Below are 20,825 nucleotides of genomic sequence, written 5' to 3' on the forward strand. Positions count from 1 at the left end.
AAGCTACTTTCTCATTATATAGAAAATAATTTAAGATAATAACACTAACGTATCTCTATTTTCTGATATTACGAAGAAATATTTTTAATAAGGTAATTTCTACAAAATAATTATAGATAATGATAATTTATGTTTACTTCTTTAATCTAGTTATAAATTCTATAATGGATTATTTATAAGTTTTAACTAAATTGAAACTTATCAAAGTAGTATAACATAATATGAGATTAATTTTTTATGTGTCTTATAAAACAAATAATAATATAATCCTACTAAGTTAGTTTAAAACTTAATATATTAAGAACTATGAAAAATAAACTTTACTATTTATCAATAGTAAAAGTAAGCGTATTTTTCTCAAATTCTTTGCTATTGATATATATCAATATATGTTGATCTAACATAAAATTAAAATTTTTTAAAAAACTATTAAAATATAATCAATTTAATAGTTATTAAACATAATCATAAACCTTTATACATTATCTTCTATGCATTAGAGCTATCTAACTATTTTTCTAAAATTATACAATAAAGATTATTTTTATAAAGATAAGTTTTATATTTTACTAAAAAATAGATATTGTTTAAGAAATAACTAAAACCTGAAAGAAATATTATTAGTATAAAAACATATAATTTTATCCCAAAAAGTCTTAATATATTTGATATATCTAATAATAGTGTATCATCATAAATTTATTATTTTTAAATTAATAATAAGAATACAAAACTATTTTTCTATTTTTTATAAAAGGTCACTTATTCTAATTATAAGTGTGGTTTTTCATGCAGTACTGTACTTTAAATCGTTTGTCTAAAAATTAGACTTTTATTTCATTATCATTATGTTGATATTAGTTTAGTATAAAATAATTAAAAGTATATTATATTTCGATATTACCAAAATAAAAGTTGTTTTATAGTTGATTTTTAAGGAGAAATAATTAATATATATTAAGAATATAAGATCTAAATAAAATTCTCTAATTTTATGTTCTATATAGTTTTTAGAATCATTAATAATATTCCGTTTTTAGGAAGTTATAAATCTAGCAAAAAATCTATAATCATGATATTTTTAAGATTATTTGCTTTATAATAAAATTATCTTAGATTGAGAATCTATAGCCAATATATTAAGCTATCGCACTAATAGTACATATTATCAGAATTTAACTTTATTTCAATTCGATTATATAAGATAATTAATAAAATCAGATGAGTTACTTCTATAAATAATTATTTTATTAAATATATTATTTTTCAGTTATATTAACTAATAGGAATATTAATACGGTATTCGTAATCACTTATTTGGCGCCATAACTTACGTTTTGCATTAGCATCTACTGAAAGTGCTAGTATCGGCGGAGTATGAAAGACTATACCTGAAAAATCGCGATTAATTTTCAATCCAAGACACCAACAATGGCAACGCATACTCTCTGGTAATAGTATTACGTGTTCAAGCTTTACTCCATAAAGTTGTGATGATGTTAGTCTCATACTACGTGCTACATCGATTATTAAAGGATGATCAATTGGCGGTAGCTGGTCAGATATTAATAATAAGCGAATATGATCTAATAACTTAATTGCAACCTCACTGTATAACAGTGATGGATATCGGAGTATCCATTGTGTTATACCGAGTTGTTTTAATTGCCAATTGCGTTTTATTATTGTCACTATTTTCCTGCTAAATCTAAATAACTATAATTTTTATCATTATCTTAATGATTTCATCCAATATAAAGATGGAATTCTATTATCTTATATCAGATGGAATTAATTAAAAATTTTATTGTATGTTTATTTTAATTTATACTAATAAAATTATAAGCTACTATAAAATATATTCAGAATTATTTAGATAATGAGTAATAATAAAAGTATATGCATTTAATTGTTAATCTAATTTAAAGATTAATAGAATTAATAATTCCTCTCTAATGCAGTACTAATCAGGTTAACTCTTATTATCTTCGTATAATTATATTTGTTCTTATACAAGCATTTAAAATCTATTTAATAGTTTTACAAAGATAATTTCAAAAGAAAAATAAAAAATGAAATAGAAAGATTATATTTTAATATATAATCTTTCTAAAATTTTGTAACTAAACGATAGATGCGTTTTATTCAAAAATTTATTGCATTATATGAATTAAAAATACAAAATCTTCTAATTATCATAGAAGTAATATACAATTTCAAATAAACAAAAAGCCTAGTAATCAAAATTTAACTATTTGTTATTAATTTATTGGTAGTAATATTTTTACTAAAAATTTAACTCTCATTTAATCTATTGAAGATCAATAGATTAAATTCATTATTATAATATGATATATCATCTCATTATAATTAATGTTTAAATAATCTTAGCTTACTGAAGCAGTAGTGTTATTGTGATATTGTAAATATTGGACTTCATGCCTAAAACGGCGTTTATTATCGCCTTCGCGACGATTATTGAAGCTGCGATGTTTACTGCTGTAATTGCTACGACTAGTATTCGAATTATCCCGTAATTGTGCTTTACCGATAAAATGTATATTCATAGGCTTGTTCAGAATACGTATATGAGTGAAATGAGATAACACTTTACTCGATATACCTTGCTGTAATTCTATTGTAGAGTGTGAGGAAAATAATTTTATATTACCAATATAACAACTTCTGATATCTCCTTCATTAGCGATTGCACCAACAATATGACGAACTTCTACTCCATCATTACGGCCTATTTCAATACGATAGAGATCCATTTTTCTAACATCGCGAATTCCACGACGAAGTGAGCGCTCTACGTTTTCTCGCTGTTCGTTACGTTCATGCAAATTTCGGTGTGTGTGATGCTTAATTACCGGATCAGAAAATAAAATCAACGGACGTTCACCCTGAGCTATTTTTAATAGCACAGCGGCTAATGTTTCCATATCAAGCTTTTCTGCTGGTTGTAATTTAGTTAGCAGTGCACGATACATATCAAGATCGCTGCTTTCTAACTGATTTTTCACATTAGCAGCAAATTTAGCTAAACGACGTGTATTCAAAACTTCAGGCGTTGGTAGGTAAACTTCCGGAATTGTTAGCTTCATTATTCGCTCAATATTACGCAGAAGACGGCGTTCTCGATTTTCTACAAACAACAATGCGCGGCCAGCGCGGCCAGCACGACCGGTACGACCGATACGGTGTATATAGGATTCAGAATCTATTGGAATATCGTAGTTTACTACTAAGCTGATTCGATCAACATCTAGTCCACGGGCAGCGACATCGGTAGCAATCAGAACATCAAGACGACCATCTCTAAGACGGTCTAACGTTTTCTCACGAAGAGCTTGGTTCATGTCACCGTTTAAGGCAGAGCTATTATAACCGCTACGTTCAAGTATTTCAGCTACTTCCAGAGTCATGTTTTTAGTACGCACAAAAATAATGGCAGCATCGAAATCTTCTGATTCTAAAAAACGTATTAAAGCTTCATTTTTATGAATACCCTTAACCATCCAGTAGCTCTGGCTAATATCGGGACGAGTATTTATACTGGAATGAATACATACTTCCTTTGGTTCATTCATAAATCGACGAGTAATACGGCGAATAACTTCTGGCATAGTGGCAGAAAATAGTGCAGTTTGATGCTTCTTTGGTATCTGAGTAAAAATATTTTCGACATCTTCGATAAAACCCATTCGCAACATTTCATCAGCTTCATCTAGTACTAATCCGCTTAAACTAGCTAAAATAAGCGTACCTCGTTTTAAATGATCAAGTAGACGACCAGGTGTGCCAACTACAACCTGTGGTCCCTGACGCAACGCACGTAATTGTAAATCATAACGCTGACCACCATAAAGAGTAACTATGTTAATATCTTTTATATACTTAGCAAAATCGGTACAGGCTTCACCTACTTGTATCGCTAATTCTCGGGTCGGTACTAAAATTAATACCTGTGGTACAACTAGTTCAGGTTTAATATTGTGTAACAGCGGCAGAAAAAAAGCCGCGGTTTTACCGCTACCGGTCTGCGCCATCCCTAATACATCATAGCCAGACAAAAGATACGGAATACAAGCAGATTGGATTGGAGAGGGTTTTTTATAACCTAGGTCAGTTAATGCATTAAGAATAGGAGCTTTTAGCCCAAGATCGGCAAAAGAGGTTTCTACTTTAGACATGTACACGTACCTCATTCCTTTGTAGTGGCCACTCTATATAACTAATTATGAAATTTTTATTTATTTCATAAAATATAAACTGGCTAAAATTTGATTGATGAAAAAATAAAATATTAAGTTTTATTAGCTATTTTTAATTTTTATTGTAATAGATTTTTTTCCTTTTACTAAAAGGATTATTTAATGATATATAATGATGCTTAACAAAATTAAGCATCTTATTAACAATTGTTAGTTTTAATAAAATTAAAGTAATATTCTTATTTTTAATATTTAGATAGTACCTACTTAAATAGAAGTTAGTTTTACTTAAATGACAAGCGAGTGAAGTGTTATTTATTGACTTACTAATATAGCAAGGTAATCTGAATTAAATAATATTAAACGTTAATTAAAATAATATATGGAAAAATCGTAATTTCAATATACAAAGTTAAACATCAAAATAAGTTCTAATATAGAATCAAATATTTTATAAACAGCATTATGCTTATTAGCTGAATTCAGCATATATCAAGATAATTAAAAATTTTTCGTATATCAATCGGATATCATTAACTATAAAAATTATCTTACGCAAACACTCTTAATCCAAAATCACCATATAGTAATTCGTATTTGTATAACAAGATTTTCTTAATTAATAGTAATTTAATTTATTAATGCTAGTTTATATTTTTTAAAAATATAACTCTCATTATAATATTGATTATAAAGAGATAAAGAGCAAAAAGAACATAATCTTAATTATATTAACCACTATTCCTATATCTTGTTAGAGATTATCCATAGAAAAAATATTAAAGAAATATTTTTTATCTAATTTATATAAATACACTGTGTTATTGTAATCCAAATAGCTTTCTATCAAGGAAAATAGTTAAAGATGGTAGTAATAATCTAAAAAACTGTTTCGTTTCACAGATTATACTCTCCTATTTGAGAATAGTAGCTTCTTTAATGCTTAAGCGAATACGACCCTGACGGTCTAGTTCTAAGACTTTAACCAGAACTTCTTGACCTAGTTCTAGGTAATCAGCTACTTTTTCTATACGCTTATCAGCAATCTGGGATATATGCACTAATCCTTCTTTTCCACCATTAATAGAAACGAAGGCACCAAAATCTACAATACGAGTTACTTTACTATTATAAATGCGACCTACTTCAATTTCGGCAGTAATTTCTTCGATTCGACGAATAGCATAACGGGCTTTATTACTGTTAGTTGCTGCTACTTTCACGATACCATCATCTTCGATTTCAATTGTTGTACCAGTTTCTTCCGTCAATGCACGGATAACTGAACCACCTTTACCAATTATATTCTTAATCTTATCGGGACTAATTTTAATAGTATGGATACGTGGCGCAAATTCAGAAATATCGTCACGAGGTAAGCTGATTGCTCGTTCCATAACGTCCAAGATATGCATACGTGCACCTTTTGCCTGATTCAGTGCTACTCGTATAATTTCACAAGTAATACCTTCAATTTTGATATCCATTTGAAATGCAGTTATACCTTCACGACTACCAGCAACTTTAAAATCCATATCGCCTAGATAATCTTCATCACTCAAAATATCTGATAATATAATAAATTTGTCACCTTTCTTTATAAGACCCATAGCGATACCAGCAACGGCTGATTTTATGGGTACTCCTGCATCCATTAGTGCTAATGAAGCTCCACATACGGAAGCCATTGAGGAAGATCCATTCGATTCAGTTATTTCTGATACAATACGCACAGTATACGGGAACTCGCTTGTTTTTGGCATTACTGCTAAAACACCGCGTTTTGCTAAATAGCCATGACCAATTTCACGACGCTTTGGTAACCCTATTATTCCGGTTTCACCAACACAGTACGGAGGAAAATTATAGTGAAATAGAAAGCGATCTATTCGTTCACCCGTCAATTCATCAATATTTTGTGCATCTCGATCGGTACCAAGGGTAACAGTAACTAGTGCTTGGGTTTCACCGCGAGTAAATAATGCTGATCCATGAGTACGTGGTAATACACCAGTACGAACATCTAGACTACGAATCATATCTTTTTCCCGACCATCAATGCGTAATTCACCACACAAGATACGATTACGTACTATACTTTGTTCAAGCGTACTAAGGATATTCTTTATATCACCTATATCTATTGTGTTATTATGACTAGTTAAAATTTCAATAATATCAGATTTTATAGCTTCAATCGTAGCATAGCGTTCTTGTTTTTCAGTGATGCGATAAGCATTACCGAGACGTATTTCTGCTAATTCAGAAATACGTGATTTTAAATCAATATTAATATTCTTTGCTTTCCACTGCCATCTTGGCTTACCAGCTTCAGTTACTAATTGATTTATATTATCGATTACGATCTGTTGCTGTTCGTGTCCATATACTACAGCACCAAGCATTTGATCTTCGCTTAGTAGACGCGCTTCAGACTCCACCATTAATACAGCGTTTTTAGTACCGGAAACAACCATATCCAAACAGCTTGTCATCAATTCAGATTGAGTTGGATTAAGAACATATTGATTATTGATATAGCCAACACGTGCAGCTCCTATAGGACCACTAAACGGAATGCCAGATAGACTTAGTACAGCGGAAGCGCCAATCATCGCTACTATATCAGAACTAATTTGTGGATTAACTGAGACAACGGTAGCAACAATCTGAACTTCATTTAAAAAACCTAAAGGAAACAGTGGACGAATAGGACGATCAATCAAGCGAGAAATCAATGTTTCACTTTCACTCATTCGACCTTCACGGCGAAAAAAACCACCAGGGAAACGACCAGCAGCATAGGTTCGTTCTTGATAATTAATTGTTAGTGGAAAAAAACTCTGTTCGGGTTTTTCTTGTTTAGCGCATACAACAGTCACAAATACTGCTGTATCATCCATGCTTACCATGACTGCGGCAGTCGCCTGACGAGCCATCATACCAGTTTCCAACGTAATAGTATGTTGACCGTATTGAAACGTGCGAACAATCGGATTTAACAAAATAATTTCCTTTTAAAAACGTGTGATAATTTAAATTAAACCACACAAATTGTTGATTAAAAACTTTTTCATCGAATTTTTTCGACTAATAATATATTTATTCATATAGATATATTATTAGTTATACAAATTTTAGAAACCGAAAAATCTAATTAACGCTAATCACCAAGATTGATAAAACTTATCTAGGGATAAAGATTCTTTAGAAGAAAGGGGCCTTATATGACCCCCCTTTTTTCTTATGAAACTGGCTAAGTTTAATGACGTAAACACAATCGTTCGATAAGACTTGTATAACGTACTATATCTTTTCCTTTTAAATAGTTAAGTAACTTACGACGTCGTGAAACCATACGTAAAAGACCACGTCGGCTATGATGATCTTTTTTATGTTCTGCAAAATGTCCTTGTAAATGACTAATCTGAGCGGTTAAAAGAGCAACCTGAACTTCAGCAGAAGCGCTATCTTTATCATTATATCTGAAATCGGAAATAATTTTCATCTTCTCTGAAACACTTAGAGACATCATAACACTCCAAAATGATTGTGAAAAAAAACAAATATCAATATTTAGTGTATTCACTAATTCCATATTAGTGATTTATTGTACTCTTAGATTGTGCTGATCGCAAGATTATTATATGATTAAATGTGTGATTTTGATATTAGTCGATACGGTGTTATTCGGTTTAGTACAACAATTTTACCAATACCAAAAAATTGTTTAGTATCTCCTTTTGTTAAACGTACTAAACCAGTTTTTGGTTGTGCTGTAACCGTTACAGTTTGTCCCATATATACTCGTGTAGCGAGATCAAGTGGTAAATTAACCACTGGCATATCTGCTACTGCACTATCTATAGGCAACAAAAAAGAATCTAATTTTGCTAGGGTGGTTGGAGCTTCAGGCGCGTTGGAAGAGATATTCTGTAACGTTTTAAGTGTTATAATATCTTTAGTAGAGTAGTGAGCAACTCTTAATCTACTAAGAGCCGTTACATGTGCACCACAGCCGAGACGTTCACCTAAATCATCAATAATAGTGCGAATATAGGTACCTTTAGAACAATGAATTTCCAGTTCTATCTTCGTTAAATCCCAATAGTGTAACTGTAAATCATAGACGTAGATAGAACGTATCTTACGTTTTATCGTAATACCTTTTCTAGCATACTTATATAATGGATATCCTTGATGTTTTAGAGCAGAAAACATAGATGGAATTTGACTACTTTTACCTCGAAAAGAGTTCAGTGTTGTTTCAAGACGCATCTTATCCAGCGATACTGGACGGATGCTAATCGTATGTCCTTCAGAATCGGAGGTATCAGTGCGTTCGCCAAGTTTAGCAGTAACCCGATAACGTTTGTCAGCATCGAGCAAATATTGTGAAAATTTTGTTGCTTCACCGAGACAGATTGGCAGCACGCCAGTTGCTAAGGGATCTAGTGCACCAGTGTGCCCAGCTTTATTAGCTCGAAATAACCATTTTATCTTTTGTAATAGGTCGTTTGATGATATACCGAACGGTTTATCTATCAAGATAATACCATTAATATTACGACCATAGCGATTTTGACGACCCATCAAGTTTTTATCCTCGCTATATTTCATTATATATCTTATATATTGAAGTACTTTTAACTAGATATAAACGATTATTTTTTTATAGCTTGATTAATAAGATTAGATATATGTATGCCTTCTAGCAGTGAATTATCATAAACGAAAGTTAATTTAGGTATAATACGCAAGTGTATAGCTTTGCCAAGTAGGCTACGGATAAAACCTACAGCATTTTGTAATGTCTGGATACTGGTTTTTTTCTGCTCAGTATTATTTTTATTTAAAAAGGTAACGAATACTTTCGCATAAGATAAATCACGTGATATTTGTATGCCTGATACTGTCACTATGCCGATACGGGGATCTTTTATTTCGTTCTGCAAAATTATGGCAATTTCTCTTTGTATTGTCTGAGAGACACGTTGGATTCGACTATATTTTTTGGTCATAGTAATTTTCTAAATAAGAATAACTTTTTTCTTCTTTTCGATATATATTTTGATAAAGTATTATTATGTAATAGTGCGTTGAATCTCGATGATCTCAAATACTTCGATTACGTCGCCTGAACAAACATCATCATAATTCTTAATTCCGATACCGCATTCCATACCGTTACTCACTTCGTTGACATCATCTTTAAAACGGCGAAGAGATTCTAATTCACCTTCATGGATCACTATGTTTTTACGTAAGACACGGATCTTATTATGGCGTTTTACCACACCTTCTATCACCATACAACCTGCAATAGAATTCGATTTCGGTAAACGGAATACATCTCGTACTTCTGCTAAACCAATAATTTTTTGTTTATATTCCGGAGTTAACATACCACTCATTGCCTGTTTGACTTCATTAATTAGATCATAAATAACCGAGTAATAGCGCAGATCTAGATTTTCCGATTCAATAATTTTGCGAGCAGAAGTATCAATACGTACATTAAAACCTATCAGAATAGCATTAGATGCTGCTGCCAAAGTCGCATCGGTTTCAGTAATGCAACCTACACCGGAACCGATAATTTTTACTTTTACTTCATTAGTGGATAATATTTTTAGTGCGTTGCTGATCGCTTCATTAGAGCCCTGTACATCAGATTTTAGTACAATGTTTAGTTCGGACACTTCTCCTTCAGTCATATTTGTAAATATATTTTCAAGTTTAGATTTTTGTTGACGTGCTAGTTTAATTTCACGAAATTTACCTTGACGATACAACGCTACTTCACGCGCTTTCTTTTCGTCTCGTACAACCGTTACTTCATCACCAGTAGCTGGAACTCCAGATAGACCAAGGATTTCAACTGGGATTGATGGACCAGCAAAGGAGATATCACAACCTATCTCGTCACGCATAGCTCGAACGCGTCCGTACTCGAAACCGCATAATACAACATCGCTACAATTCAAAGTACCTTTGCGTACTAGTACAGTAGCAATAGGACCACGGGTTTTATCTAAAAAGGATTCGATAACTACGCCACTAGCCATACCGTTACGAATCTCTTTTAATTCCAACACTTCTGCTTGTAGCAATATAGCATCTAACAGTTCATTGATACCTTCGCCCGTTTTACTAGAAACATATACGAATTGAGTTTCACCACCCCATTCTTCCGGAATAATGCCATGTTGGGTTAATTCATGTTTAACTCGATCTGGATCTGCTTCTGGTTTATCAATCTTATTAATCGAGACTACTATTGGTACTTTAGCCGCTTTAGCATGTTGAATAGCTTCGATAGTTTGCGGCATAACACCATCGTCAGCGGCTACTACAAGTACTACAATATCTGTTATTTGAGCACCTCGGGCACGCATTGCAGTAAAGGCCGCATGTCCAGGAGTATCTAAGAAAGTGATCATACCATTATCAGTTTTTACATGATAAGCGCCGATATGCTGTGTAATACCACCTGCTTCACCTGCTGCTACTTTAGTTGATCGAATGTAATCAAGCAATGAAGTTTTGCCATGATCGACGTGACCCATTATAGTAACCACTGGTGCACGGGATTCTGCAGTTTTATAACTACCAGTATCGCGATCAGACATCACTGACTCTTCTAACTCATTTTCACGTCGTAGAATTACTTTATGACCCATTTCTTCTGCTACTAATTGAGCGGTTTCCTGATCAATAACCTGATTGATAGTCGCTATAGCGCCCAACTTCATTATAGCTTTAATAACTTGAGAACATTTTACTGCCATCTTGTTAGCTAATTCTACTACAGTGATGGTTTCACCAACAATAACATCACGATTTACTACCTGATCAGGTTTATTAAATCCTTGTGTGAGTGTACTTGATTTACGTTTGCTTTTGCTGCTACGACCAACAACACGTGCTTCTTCACGATCGGCTTTTAATTCAGACAGACGGCTAGCTTTTTTCTGTTTAATTACTTTACCGATACGAGTACGATTGCGGCGATCAACTTCTACTTTACGATCGTTTTCATCCTCAGCCTCTCGGGCATGATGGGAAGTAGTAACATGATAATCGATAGCATCTTCTTCGGTTAGCTCAGATACATCATCCCAGTTACTACTAGATTCTTCGGCTATACGACGTGCTTCTTCCTCAATCTGGCGAGCCTTTTCTTCAATTTTACGACATGTCTCTTCTTCTGCTTTTCGTCTTATTTCTTCAAATTCTGCTTCACGACGAGCCTTTTCGACTATTTGTGATAATTTATTTATGGTATTAGTGTACTGATTAGTAAATTTATCATTTTCTGTTTCTATACATTTTACCTGTTTAACTATCTTACGTTTTGTCTGCTCTTTTACCACATATTTTTCTTCGGTATTGTGTTGTTGGAAGTTTTGCTGAACTAATTTTTTTTCTTTAGACTTCTCTTGTTCTGTCTGTAAATCACGTTTTATATATGTGCGTTTTTTTCGTACTTCGATCTTTACTGATTTACTTTTACCGTCAGAGCTGAGAATATTTAAAGTGCTATGTGTTTTTCTCTGAAAAGTTAACTTATTGAGTACTGTGCCACAATCGCGGTTTAGATGCGCTAATAAGATTTCTTTTTCCTGTTGAGTAACAAACTCTACTGCGGTTTTATTAATTCCAATATCAGCAAATTGCTTTACTAAATGATCAACCGGAGTTTGTACTTCAGCAGCAAGCGATTTTACTGTTACATTTTTCATACTATTCCTTTCTTGCTACAGTTTATTATTTGTTGTCACTAAACCAACAAATATTTCGTGCAGCCATAATAAGTTCGCCAGCCTTTATACTACTTAATTCTTCAATATCTGACAATTCGTCGATGCCCTGTTCGGCAAGATTTTCAAGCGTATAAATACCACGCACCACTAGTTTATCTGCTAATTTACACGCTATGTCTTTCTCAAGTTTAACAAGATCAATCAGATCTTCAACTAGTGCGATTCCGCTGCAATTTTTTTCTTTTGTTAACGAAATTGCTATTAATGCGTTCTTTGCTTTTTCTCTTAACATTTCTACTGTTTTCTTGTTGAGATTCTTAATTTCCATTAGCTCATTTATTGGTACGTAAGCTAACTCTTCAAGAGATGAAAAACCTTCCTCTACTAGCAGTGTTGCAAGCTCTTTATCAATATCCAAATTACGGATAAATATATCGATCGATACATGAGCTTCAGCTTGATATTTTTCTTGAAGATCTTCTACTGTCATTACATTTAATTCCCATCCGCTAAGTTGGGAAGCTAAGCGAACATTTTGTCCGTATCGACCAATAGCTTGAGAAAGATTATTCGATTTTACTGCAATATCCATAGTTTTTTTGTCCTCGTCTGCTACAATAGAGGCGACATCAGCAGGTGCCATAGCATTGATTACAAACTGGGCCGGATTATCATCCCACAATACAATATCAATACGTTCACCACCTAATTCACTCGAAACTGCTTGAACACGAGCACCACGCATACCCACGCAGGCACCTACTGGATCTATACGCTTGTCGTTTGTTTTTACAGCAATTTTGGCCCGTGAGCCTGGATCACGGGCAGCAGCTTTAATTTCAATAATTTCTTCACCAATTTCTGGTACTTCAATACGGAATAATTCGATTAACATCTCCGGCCGTGATCGGCTAACAAAAAGTTGTATACCACGCGCTTCCGGACGAATTAAATACAATACACCACGGACCCGATCACCGGGACGAAAATTTTCTCTTGGTAACATATCTTCACGCTCAATAATCGCTTCAGTATTGCTACCTAAATCGAGAATAATACTATCTCGGTTTGCTTTTTTTACTACTCCAGTGACAATCTCACCTTCATGACTACGAAACTGATCGACCATCATTGCTCGCTCAGCTTCACGTACTTTCTGAACAATAACTTGTTTAGCAATTTGAGTAGTAATACGGTCGAATACTACAGATTCAATTTTATCTTCGATATAGAAGCCAAGTTTCGCTTTAGGATCGTCAAACTTCGCTGCTTCTATTGTAATTTCTTGAGTAGGTTGAGTTACTTCATTTACAATGAGCCAACGACGAAAAGTATCGAAGTCTCCTGACTTACGATTAATATTAACGCGAACTTCAATTTCTTGTTCATATTTTTTTTTTGTTGCTGTAGCCAATGCCATTTCTAGCGCCTCAAAAATCTTTTCTCGGGGGACAGATTTTTCATTAGACACTGCTTCAACAACAGCCAGAATTTCCTTATTCATGCTAGTTGCCTCAGTAAAACGTTAAAAATGGATACCAGGTTCACTTTTTAGTATCTTATAAAAGATACTTTATTTTTTATTTACAGTTACCAGTGATATTTCATAGATAAACTCTAATCTCAATAATAAAAAACTAAAAGCTATGAAGATATGGTCTTTGATATTTAATATTTTTCTGATCTAGTAAATTAGATTTAAATAATCATTCAATAATGCAACCTATTGATACAAAATAGAGATTATATTTATTATTTTTATCTTGACGTGGATAAAGATATACACCAACAAGACATAAAAAAAGGGCTAATTAGCCCACTACTATAATAAAATAAAAAAAAATTCGAAAGACTGTAATGTTAAATAACTTAAATTTATAAATTTAAGTTATTTAAAAATATTTTAATAGAATTATTTTTTAAATATTTTAATTGGTAAATTTTATACTTAAATACAATTTATCTGAAATAAGATTTAAAATAAACATAGTTTTCGAAATTTATATTTGAATATTTGAATAATAACCTTTATTTTATAAGCTAAATAATTGATTATACTGCTTTATCTTTATTTTTGAAAATACCTACCATATACTATGCTAATAACCTAAAAATATATTATCTCCTGGATTCATACCGAGGACGGGACTTGAACCCGTAAGCCCAACTGGGCACTACCACCTCAAGGTAGCGTGTCTACCGATTCCACCACCTCGGCACTTATTCTATAGAATCTTATATTTTTATTTCTACATACTATTAATGTTATACTGATAGGTGATATTCATTATGGAATATCATTACTGATTCTTTCAATAACTTCAGTTTTTTCTTTATCATCTACCTTATAAACTTGATTTAGATTATCCCATTGATTATCTTTTTGAACATGTTTAGTGCTTAGATTATTAAGTATTAAGCTGAAAACAAAAAACAGTGTTGCTAATACAACTGTCATACGAACTATAAAATTACCAGAACCACTTGAACCGAAAAAAGTGCTAGGGGAGTTTATGCTAAATAAAGATCCCATGCCAGTACCCTTATTTTGTTGTAGTATAATCAACGCAACTAAACTAATTCCTACTAATAGGAACATAATTAATAGAGTTTTATACATGATCTTTTAGTGTCTTCTGTTGTAATTAAAGCGTGTTTATATTATAGATAGTATAATATACAATCTACTTTTGTAGCTGAAATTAGTTAAAAACTATTAACCAAATTACATTTTTTTTAAAAAATTATTTATAATTAACTGATCGTTTTAAAAAAATAAAACCACTAGCGACCTAGAAATTATTATTAATTTACAGCGTTATCTGATATAACAACAAATTTATTACTAATGATAACAATAAATAGTGTGAATTAACGAAGCATATATTAAAAATGAAGTATACATTGACTAGGATCTTCAATAGAAAGTATACTCTACCATAAAGATTATATATTTATACAATACTTTTGGTTTAACTATGATTACATACCATTAAATTTTTCATACTAATGTGCTAACTTTTTCTTTATATTTTATTTTTCTGTATATAGCAATATATAGCAGTGAATAATATAAAATGCATAAAATATAATCACAACAACTTTATTACTATTTTAATATTTATATTTTCCCTTATAAACTTACTCATTATATTGTCAGATAACTTATTGTATAGCAATTTTTTTTAAGTATTAAAACAGATAATATCTCGTTATTACTAACTTCTCTTATACTAATTTTCAGCTTTATAATAGGAAAAGATTGGAAAAGACAAATATTCTAATTAATATTTATATTATCCGGTTAATAGTTAATTGTAATCATTATCGTATTAAATCCATATAGTATGCTATATTTAGTTAGATGAGACTATTTATATAATCTACAACAATGTTTATATATTAAAAGTTAAATTAGTTAGTAAGATCAAGATCTTATTATAAAAATTATAATATAGTAAATGATTAAAAATAAATAAGTAATTCAGCTAACTGTTAACCTTAATACTTTTGATTTTATCAGATAGATCTTTATGTCTTTCTTAAAAGAACTAATACAGTTACTACAAACAAATTATAGTAGACAAAGATCACATTTATAACCTTAGTATAAATGTATAGATTAAATAGATAAAGATTAATAAATAAAATAGAAAACCTAATTATTGCCAACCCTATTTTCAATGTTATTTCCAGAATATCTATAGATAATATGAATATCTTTAATAATAAATATTTTATATAGACTATAATATACGAGAAATTTTTATCGGTATTCTAGCAGAAAATAAATATAAAATATAAAATAAATATATTATGAAAAGTTTATTACTAGATATCTTAATATCTATTTATTGAAAATAGGTTTCTTTTGCTTTAAGGGTAGCTTCTACTACACGCATTGCTTCTGAAGTTTTTTTAACATCATGGACTCGGATAATATGTGCTCCTTGAAGTGCAGCTATAATCGCGCAAGCGAGGCTACCTGAAATTCGTTTTTCAGAAGGGAGATCCAGCAGTTCGCCTATCATTAATTTACGTGACATTCCTACTAACATTGGCAGTCCAAGATCATGCAGTTTACCTAACTGTGCTAAGAGTTTGTAATTATGTGATAAGGTCTTGCCGAAACCAAAACCAGGATCGAATAATAATCTATCTTTAGTTATTCCAGCTGCTTCGCATCGTGCAATTTGTTGTTCTAGAAAAGTCATTACATCTATTAGGACGTTTTTGTAATACGGTGCTTTCTGCATAGTACTTGGCTTTCCCTGCATGTGCATCAAACAAACTGGTAGTTTACTACCCGCTGCCGCAGAAAGAGCTCCAGGCTCACTAAGCGAGCGAATATCATTGATTAAATGCGCTCCAGCCGCTGCTATTTCACGAATGACTAAAGCTTTAGAAGTATCTACTGAAATAAAAGTATCAAAACGTTCTGCTACTGCTACCACTACTGGTACCACCCGAGCTGCTTCTTCTTCATCGCTAACTCTTTGTGCTCCCGGACGAGTAGATTCGCCGCCAATATCAATAATAGTTGCACCTGCTTCTAACATTGCTGCGACATGATCAATAGCATTACTTAGATTCTGGAATTTTCCACCATCATAGAATGAATCTGGAGTTACGTTGAGAATCCCCATAACGTTTGGGACAGTTAAGTTGAGTATGCGTCCTCGCGAAATAAGTTTCATAACAGCAATTTCCTATATATAACAGTAATTTAATATACTATGTATATTATTAATAACTTACTTAATATTTTGAACATATTATTGCGCTAGCTTTTGAACTAACGAGATAGAAATTATTCTAATAATATCATATTTATCATATTATTAGAATAATATGATTGGGATTTAATATGTGCAATATACATCTTTATTAAAGATAAAGTTATATTAGTCCGCAGGAGGACGAATTTTTTTTCTATCCATTAAATCATCGATTTGTAATGCATTAATAGTTTCATATTTCATCAATGCATCTTTCATAGCATGTAATATATCCATGTTTTCAATCAGCAAAGCTCGAGCACGGAGATAATTACGTTCAATAAGAACTTTTACCTCTTGATCAATAATTCGCGCTGTTTCATCAGACATATGCTTTGCTTTAGCTACTGAACGACCGAGAAATACTTCACTTTCTTCTTCTGAGTATAGAAGAGGACCGAGCTTTTCAGAAAATCCCCATTGGGTTATCATATTGCGAGCGATTGAAGTTGCAATTTTAATATCGTTAGATGCCCCAGTTGAAACTTTTGCTGGACCGTAAATAATTTCTTCTGCGAGACGACCACCGTACAAAGTGGAGATTTGACTTTCAAGCTTTTGACGACTAGTACTAATAGAATCTTCCTCTGGAAGGAAAAAAGTTACTCCAAGGGCACGGCCACGTGGGATAATCGTTACTTTATGTACTGGATCATGCTCTGGTACTAGTCGACCTATGATTGCATGTCCAGCTTCGTGATAGGAAGTAGATTCTTTTTGCGCTTCTGTCATTACCATCGAACGACGTTCTGCACCAATCATAATTTTGTCTTTAGCTTTTTCAAATTCTGCCATAGATACAACACACTTGCTGTTACGGGCAGCAAAGAGTGCTGCTTCATTCACTAAATTTGCTAAATCGGCTCCTGAAAAACCAGGTGTACCACGCGCAATCATCGATGCATCCATATCTGGTGTTAGTGGCACACGACGCATATGCACTTTTAGAATCTGTTCTCGTCCGCGTACATCTGGCAATCCAACTACTATTTGACGATCAAAACGACCTGGGCGCAGCAGCGCTGGATCTAGCACATCAGGTCTATTGGTTGCTGCAATAACGATAACGCCTTCGTTACCTTCAAAACCATCCATTTCTACTAGCATCTGATTTAAGGTCTGTTCGCGTTCGTCATGACCTCCACCAAAACCTGTACCGCGCTGCCGTCCAACAGCATCAATTTCATCGATAAAAATGATACAAGATGTTACTTTTTTTGCTTGTTCAAACATATCGCGCACACGGGAAGCACCGACACCAACGAACATCTCCACGAAATCTGAACCGGAAATGGTAAAAAACGGAACTTTGGCTTCTCCTGCAATAGCTTTAGCTAATAACGTTTTACCAGTTCCGGGTGGTCCTATCATTAAAACACCTTTTGGAATCTTACCACCTAACTTTTGGAAACGACTTGGATCTCGTAGATAATCAACTAACTCGCTAACTTCTTCCTTAGCTTCATCACAACCAGCAACATCTGCAAATGTTGTATTAATTTGATCTTCTGTTAACATCCTTGCCTTACTCTTGCCAAATGACATAGCACCTTTTCCACCACCACCATGCATTTGGCGCATAAAGAAAACCCAAACTCCAATTAGTAACAACATTGGAAACCAAGAGATAAAAATAGATGCTATCAGGCTGGGTTCTTCCGGAGGTTCGCCAATAACTTTGATGTCTTTAGTTAAAAGGATATCGAGTAACTTGGGATCATTAATCGGAATATAAGTGGTATAGCGGTTGCTGTCTTTTTTTATGACAGTGATTTCACGACCGTTAATACGCACTTCTCTAACCTGATTATGATTTAATTCAGACATAAAGGTAGAATAATCCACCTTATGTCTATTCGATGCGCTGGGCCCAAAGCTTTGGAATACTGACATCAGTACGACTGCGATTACTATCCAAAGAATTAGGTTCTTCGCCATATCACTCAAGGGATTAACCTCATGTTACAGCTGTGTTAACAATTAGCGTTGGGTACTACAATTTGTACCCTATCGCCACAATGTACACTTCGCGGGAATGTGCCCGGGAAGCATCTGGTTTACGGATTTTTACTTTCGTAAATAGAGAGTGAATTTTCCGAAGGTATTCATCAAAACCTTCTCCATGAAAAACCTTAACCAGAAAACTACCGCCAAAAACTAGAACATTCCGGCACATATCTAATGCTAGCTCAACAAGATGCATAGCTTTAGGAATATCAACCGCTGGAGTACCACTCATGTTAGGTGCCATATCGGATAAGACTACCTGTACCTTATGTTTGCCTAGGCATTTAAGCAGAGCCTGTAACAAAAAAGGCTCACGAAAATCTCCTTGCAAAAACTCAACACCTGTTATTGGATTCATTGGCAAGATATCACAAGCTATAATACGACCGTTGCCATTCACTTGCGTAGAAACGTATTGAGACCAACCTCCTGGTGCTGCGCCTAGATCTATTACAGTTATCCCAGGCCAGAATAACTTGTCGATTTTCTGTATTTCATCAAGCTTAAACCAAGCACGGGAACGCAATCCTCTTTTTTGCGCTTGTTTAACATATTTATCGCTAAAGTGCTTTTGAAGCCAACGATTAGAACTTATAGCATGTTTTTTGATCACCATCTTATCTATTAACTACCTTAAAAAGATTTAGCAGTGAAAAAGAACTAACCAACCGTATATAAATCTATACCCTGATTAGGGATATGCATGAAATGGCGGTAAAATATGCTATTTTCAATCCCAATATAATTAAAAAAACAAAAATTCTCTGAAGCGCATTATTATGCTAATTAAAAATAAATTAACTGAAATTGCACTAAACCAAATTGAATAAGTACTGGAATAATATAAACTTATTAAGTTGAAAAAACTTCGCAGAAGAAGGTTAGAAAAACTCTGATTTTTGCTTATTTATTTTATTTATAATAATACACAAATAGGTTTAGATTGCTAATAATGCTTTCTAAGCACTATAATAACTATTTGCAAATTAAAATGATATTTATTTGATAACATTATTTATCAGAAATGTTCTGTTTTCTAAAAAATTCGAAAGCTAATAATAGATTAATGAAATAAAAAATCGATCATCCACTATAGCATAGTCTGGAAGTTTACAAATATTCAACCTTAAGAATTTCATATTCAACCTCTCCACCTGGAGTTTTGATAACTACAATATCTCCTTCTTCTTTACTGACTAAACCCCTAGCAATTGGAGAATTAATAGAAATTAAGTTTTGCTTAAAATCAGCTTCATCATCACCAACGATGCGGTATGTTTGTTTTTCTTTGCTATCTAGGTTTTCTATGCTAACCATCGAGCCAAAAATAACACGATTACTTGGAGGTAGTTTAGTTACATCAATTACTTGTGCATTAGATAGTTTAGCTTCAATTTTCTGAATACGACTTTCACAGAAACCCTGTTGTTCTCTGGCAGCATGATATTCAGCATTTTCTTTTAAATCGCCATGTTCTCTAGCCTCAGTAAGAGAACGAATAATTTCTGGCCGGCGGATATTTTTAAGATACTCTAACTCTTCCTGCAGTTTTTCAGCACCGCGCAGGGTCATCGGAATTAAATTCATAATTATACCTCTAGATAAACTCTTTCTGCTAAGATAATTATATTCTTGAATTATATAGGTACTGACGTAATTTACATTTGGCATGTGCCATTTACTAACCGAAAAACAAAAAAAAGAAACTACAGAATTTTTTAGGCTAACATTAGTTTTATATTTTTGATATATGTTTTACCGTAGAGTTAAATGTAAATCATTGTTTATTTTTATCTATACTTTTATCGTAAAATGATAAGTGTATTGCTTTCTGTTTTTTTAAATTATAAGTTTTTATGCATTATTATAGAATTAATATTAATTAATACTTATATAAAAGCAGATAATTTATCCTTGTAAATTACCATTGCTAATTGCAATTAGCAAATAAAGTATTATTTATAAATATAATAGATTTCAAGCTATTGCAATATTATTGCTGTTTTAAGTAAATTGTTGTTTTACTATTATATTTGAAACTACTATTCTTGCTATCA

Annotated in this window: 11 protein-coding genes, 1 tRNA gene and 3 pseudogenes; all 15 read right to left on the bottom strand. The window is 32.6% G+C overall.

Going from position 1 to position 20,825, the window contains the following annotated elements; genetic code table 11:
- Positions 1 to 1,275 precede the first annotated feature (1,275 nt).
- Positions 1,276 to 1,692 carry a DNA polymerase III subunit psi gene (locus FVIR_RS01160; RefSeq protein WP_067497886.1) on the bottom strand — a complete coding sequence of 139 codons (417 nt, stop codon included), beginning with the start codon at positions 1,690 to 1,692 and terminating at the stop codon, positions 1,276 to 1,278.
- 695 nt (positions 1,693 to 2,387) lie between these two features.
- A complete protein-coding gene (locus tag FVIR_RS01165) occupies positions 2,388 to 4,196 on the bottom strand; it encodes a DEAD/DEAH family ATP-dependent RNA helicase (protein ID WP_067497889.1) in 1,809 nt (602 codons plus the stop codon).
- 935 nt (positions 4,197 to 5,131) lie between these two features.
- On the bottom strand, positions 5,132 to 7,222 hold the full coding sequence (gene pnp / locus FVIR_RS01170; protein WP_067497892.1) for a polyribonucleotide nucleotidyltransferase: 2,091 nt from the start codon (positions 7,220 to 7,222) through the stop codon (positions 5,132 to 5,134).
- 257 nt (positions 7,223 to 7,479) lie between these two features.
- Positions 7,480 to 7,749: a 30S ribosomal protein S15 gene (gene rpsO / locus FVIR_RS01175; protein WP_067497894.1), complete on the bottom strand. Its 270-nt coding sequence runs from the start codon at positions 7,747 to 7,749 to the stop codon at positions 7,480 to 7,482.
- A gap of 119 nt (positions 7,750 to 7,868) precedes the next feature.
- Entirely contained in the window at positions 7,869 to 8,810 is a 942-nt protein-coding gene (gene truB, locus FVIR_RS01180; RefSeq protein ID WP_067497897.1) for a tRNA pseudouridine(55) synthase TruB, read from the bottom strand.
- 71 nt (positions 8,811 to 8,881) lie between these two features.
- Complete coding sequence (gene rbfA, locus FVIR_RS01185) at positions 8,882 to 9,238, bottom strand: 30S ribosome-binding factor RbfA (protein ID WP_067497901.1); 357 nt, start codon at positions 9,236 to 9,238, stop codon at positions 8,882 to 8,884.
- A 63-nt stretch (positions 9,239 to 9,301) separates the two neighbouring features.
- Positions 9,302 to 11,530: pseudogene (gene infB / locus FVIR_RS01190) on the bottom strand (translation initiation factor IF-2); the annotation flags it as partial.
- A 144-nt stretch (positions 11,531 to 11,674) separates the two neighbouring features.
- Positions 11,675 to 11,962: pseudogene (locus FVIR_RS02785) on the bottom strand (IF-2-associated domain-containing protein); the annotation flags it as partial.
- Between the two features lie 25 nt (positions 11,963 to 11,987).
- On the bottom strand, positions 11,988 to 13,487 hold the full coding sequence (nusA, locus tag FVIR_RS01195) for a transcription termination factor NusA (protein ID WP_067497907.1): 1,500 nt from the start codon (positions 13,485 to 13,487) through the stop codon (positions 11,988 to 11,990).
- Between the two features lie 630 nt (positions 13,488 to 14,117).
- A tRNA-Leu gene (locus FVIR_RS01200) sits at positions 14,118 to 14,201 on the bottom strand.
- A 69-nt stretch (positions 14,202 to 14,270) separates the two neighbouring features.
- Complete coding sequence (gene secG / locus FVIR_RS01205; RefSeq protein ID WP_067497910.1) at positions 14,271 to 14,603, bottom strand: preprotein translocase subunit SecG; 333 nt, start codon at positions 14,601 to 14,603, stop codon at positions 14,271 to 14,273.
- A gap of 1,231 nt (positions 14,604 to 15,834) precedes the next feature.
- A complete protein-coding gene (gene folP / locus FVIR_RS01210) occupies positions 15,835 to 16,680 on the bottom strand; it encodes a dihydropteroate synthase (protein WP_067497915.1) in 846 nt (281 codons plus the stop codon).
- A gap of 213 nt (positions 16,681 to 16,893) precedes the next feature.
- Positions 16,894 to 18,708: pseudogene (gene ftsH / locus FVIR_RS01215) on the bottom strand (ATP-dependent zinc metalloprotease FtsH); the annotation flags it as partial.
- 46 nt (positions 18,709 to 18,754) lie between these two features.
- Positions 18,755 to 19,384 (bottom strand): 23S rRNA (uridine(2552)-2'-O)-methyltransferase RlmE, encoded by a 630-nt coding sequence (gene rlmE / locus FVIR_RS01220; RefSeq protein ID WP_067497919.1) that lies wholly within the window; start codon positions 19,382 to 19,384, stop codon positions 18,755 to 18,757.
- Positions 19,385 to 19,878: 494 nt separating this feature from the next.
- The gene (gene greA, locus FVIR_RS01225; protein ID WP_067497922.1) at positions 19,879 to 20,355 is read right to left on the bottom strand and encodes a transcription elongation factor GreA; all 477 of its coding nucleotides are present in this window, start codon (positions 20,353 to 20,355) and stop codon (positions 19,879 to 19,881) included.
- Positions 20,356 to 20,825: the final 470 nt, after the last annotated feature.

The organism is Candidatus Gullanella endobia, assembly GCF_900048035.1.
Lineage (GTDB): Bacteria > Pseudomonadota > Gammaproteobacteria > Enterobacterales > Enterobacteriaceae > Gullanella > Gullanella endobia.

Coding starts and splice junctions, on each gene's coding strand:
- secG (WP_067497910.1), bottom strand. CDS start 14,603: ATGTATAAAACTCTATTAATTATGTTCCTATTAGTAGGAATTAGTTTA.
- greA (WP_067497922.1), bottom strand. CDS start 20,355: ATGAATTTAATTCCGATGACCCTGCGCGGTGCTGAAAAACTGCAGGAA.
- rpsO (WP_067497894.1), bottom strand. CDS start 7,749: ATGTCTCTAAGTGTTTCAGAGAAGATGAAAATTATTTCCGATTTCAGA.
- rlmE (WP_067497919.1), bottom strand. CDS start 19,384: ATGGTGATCAAAAAACATGCTATAAGTTCTAATCGTTGGCTTCAAAAG.
- truB (WP_067497897.1), bottom strand. CDS start 8,810: ATGGGTCGTCAAAATCGCTATGGTCGTAATATTAATGGTATTATCTTG.
- folP (WP_067497915.1), bottom strand. CDS start 16,680: ATGAAACTTATTTCGCGAGGACGCATACTCAACTTAACTGTCCCAAAC.
- nusA (WP_067497907.1), bottom strand. CDS start 13,487: ATGAATAAGGAAATTCTGGCTGTTGTTGAAGCAGTGTCTAATGAAAAA.
- rbfA (WP_067497901.1), bottom strand. CDS start 9,238: ATGACCAAAAAATATAGTCGAATCCAACGTGTCTCTCAGACAATACAA.
- FVIR_RS01165 (WP_067497889.1), bottom strand. CDS start 4,196: ATGTCTAAAGTAGAAACCTCTTTTGCCGATCTTGGGCTAAAAGCTCCT.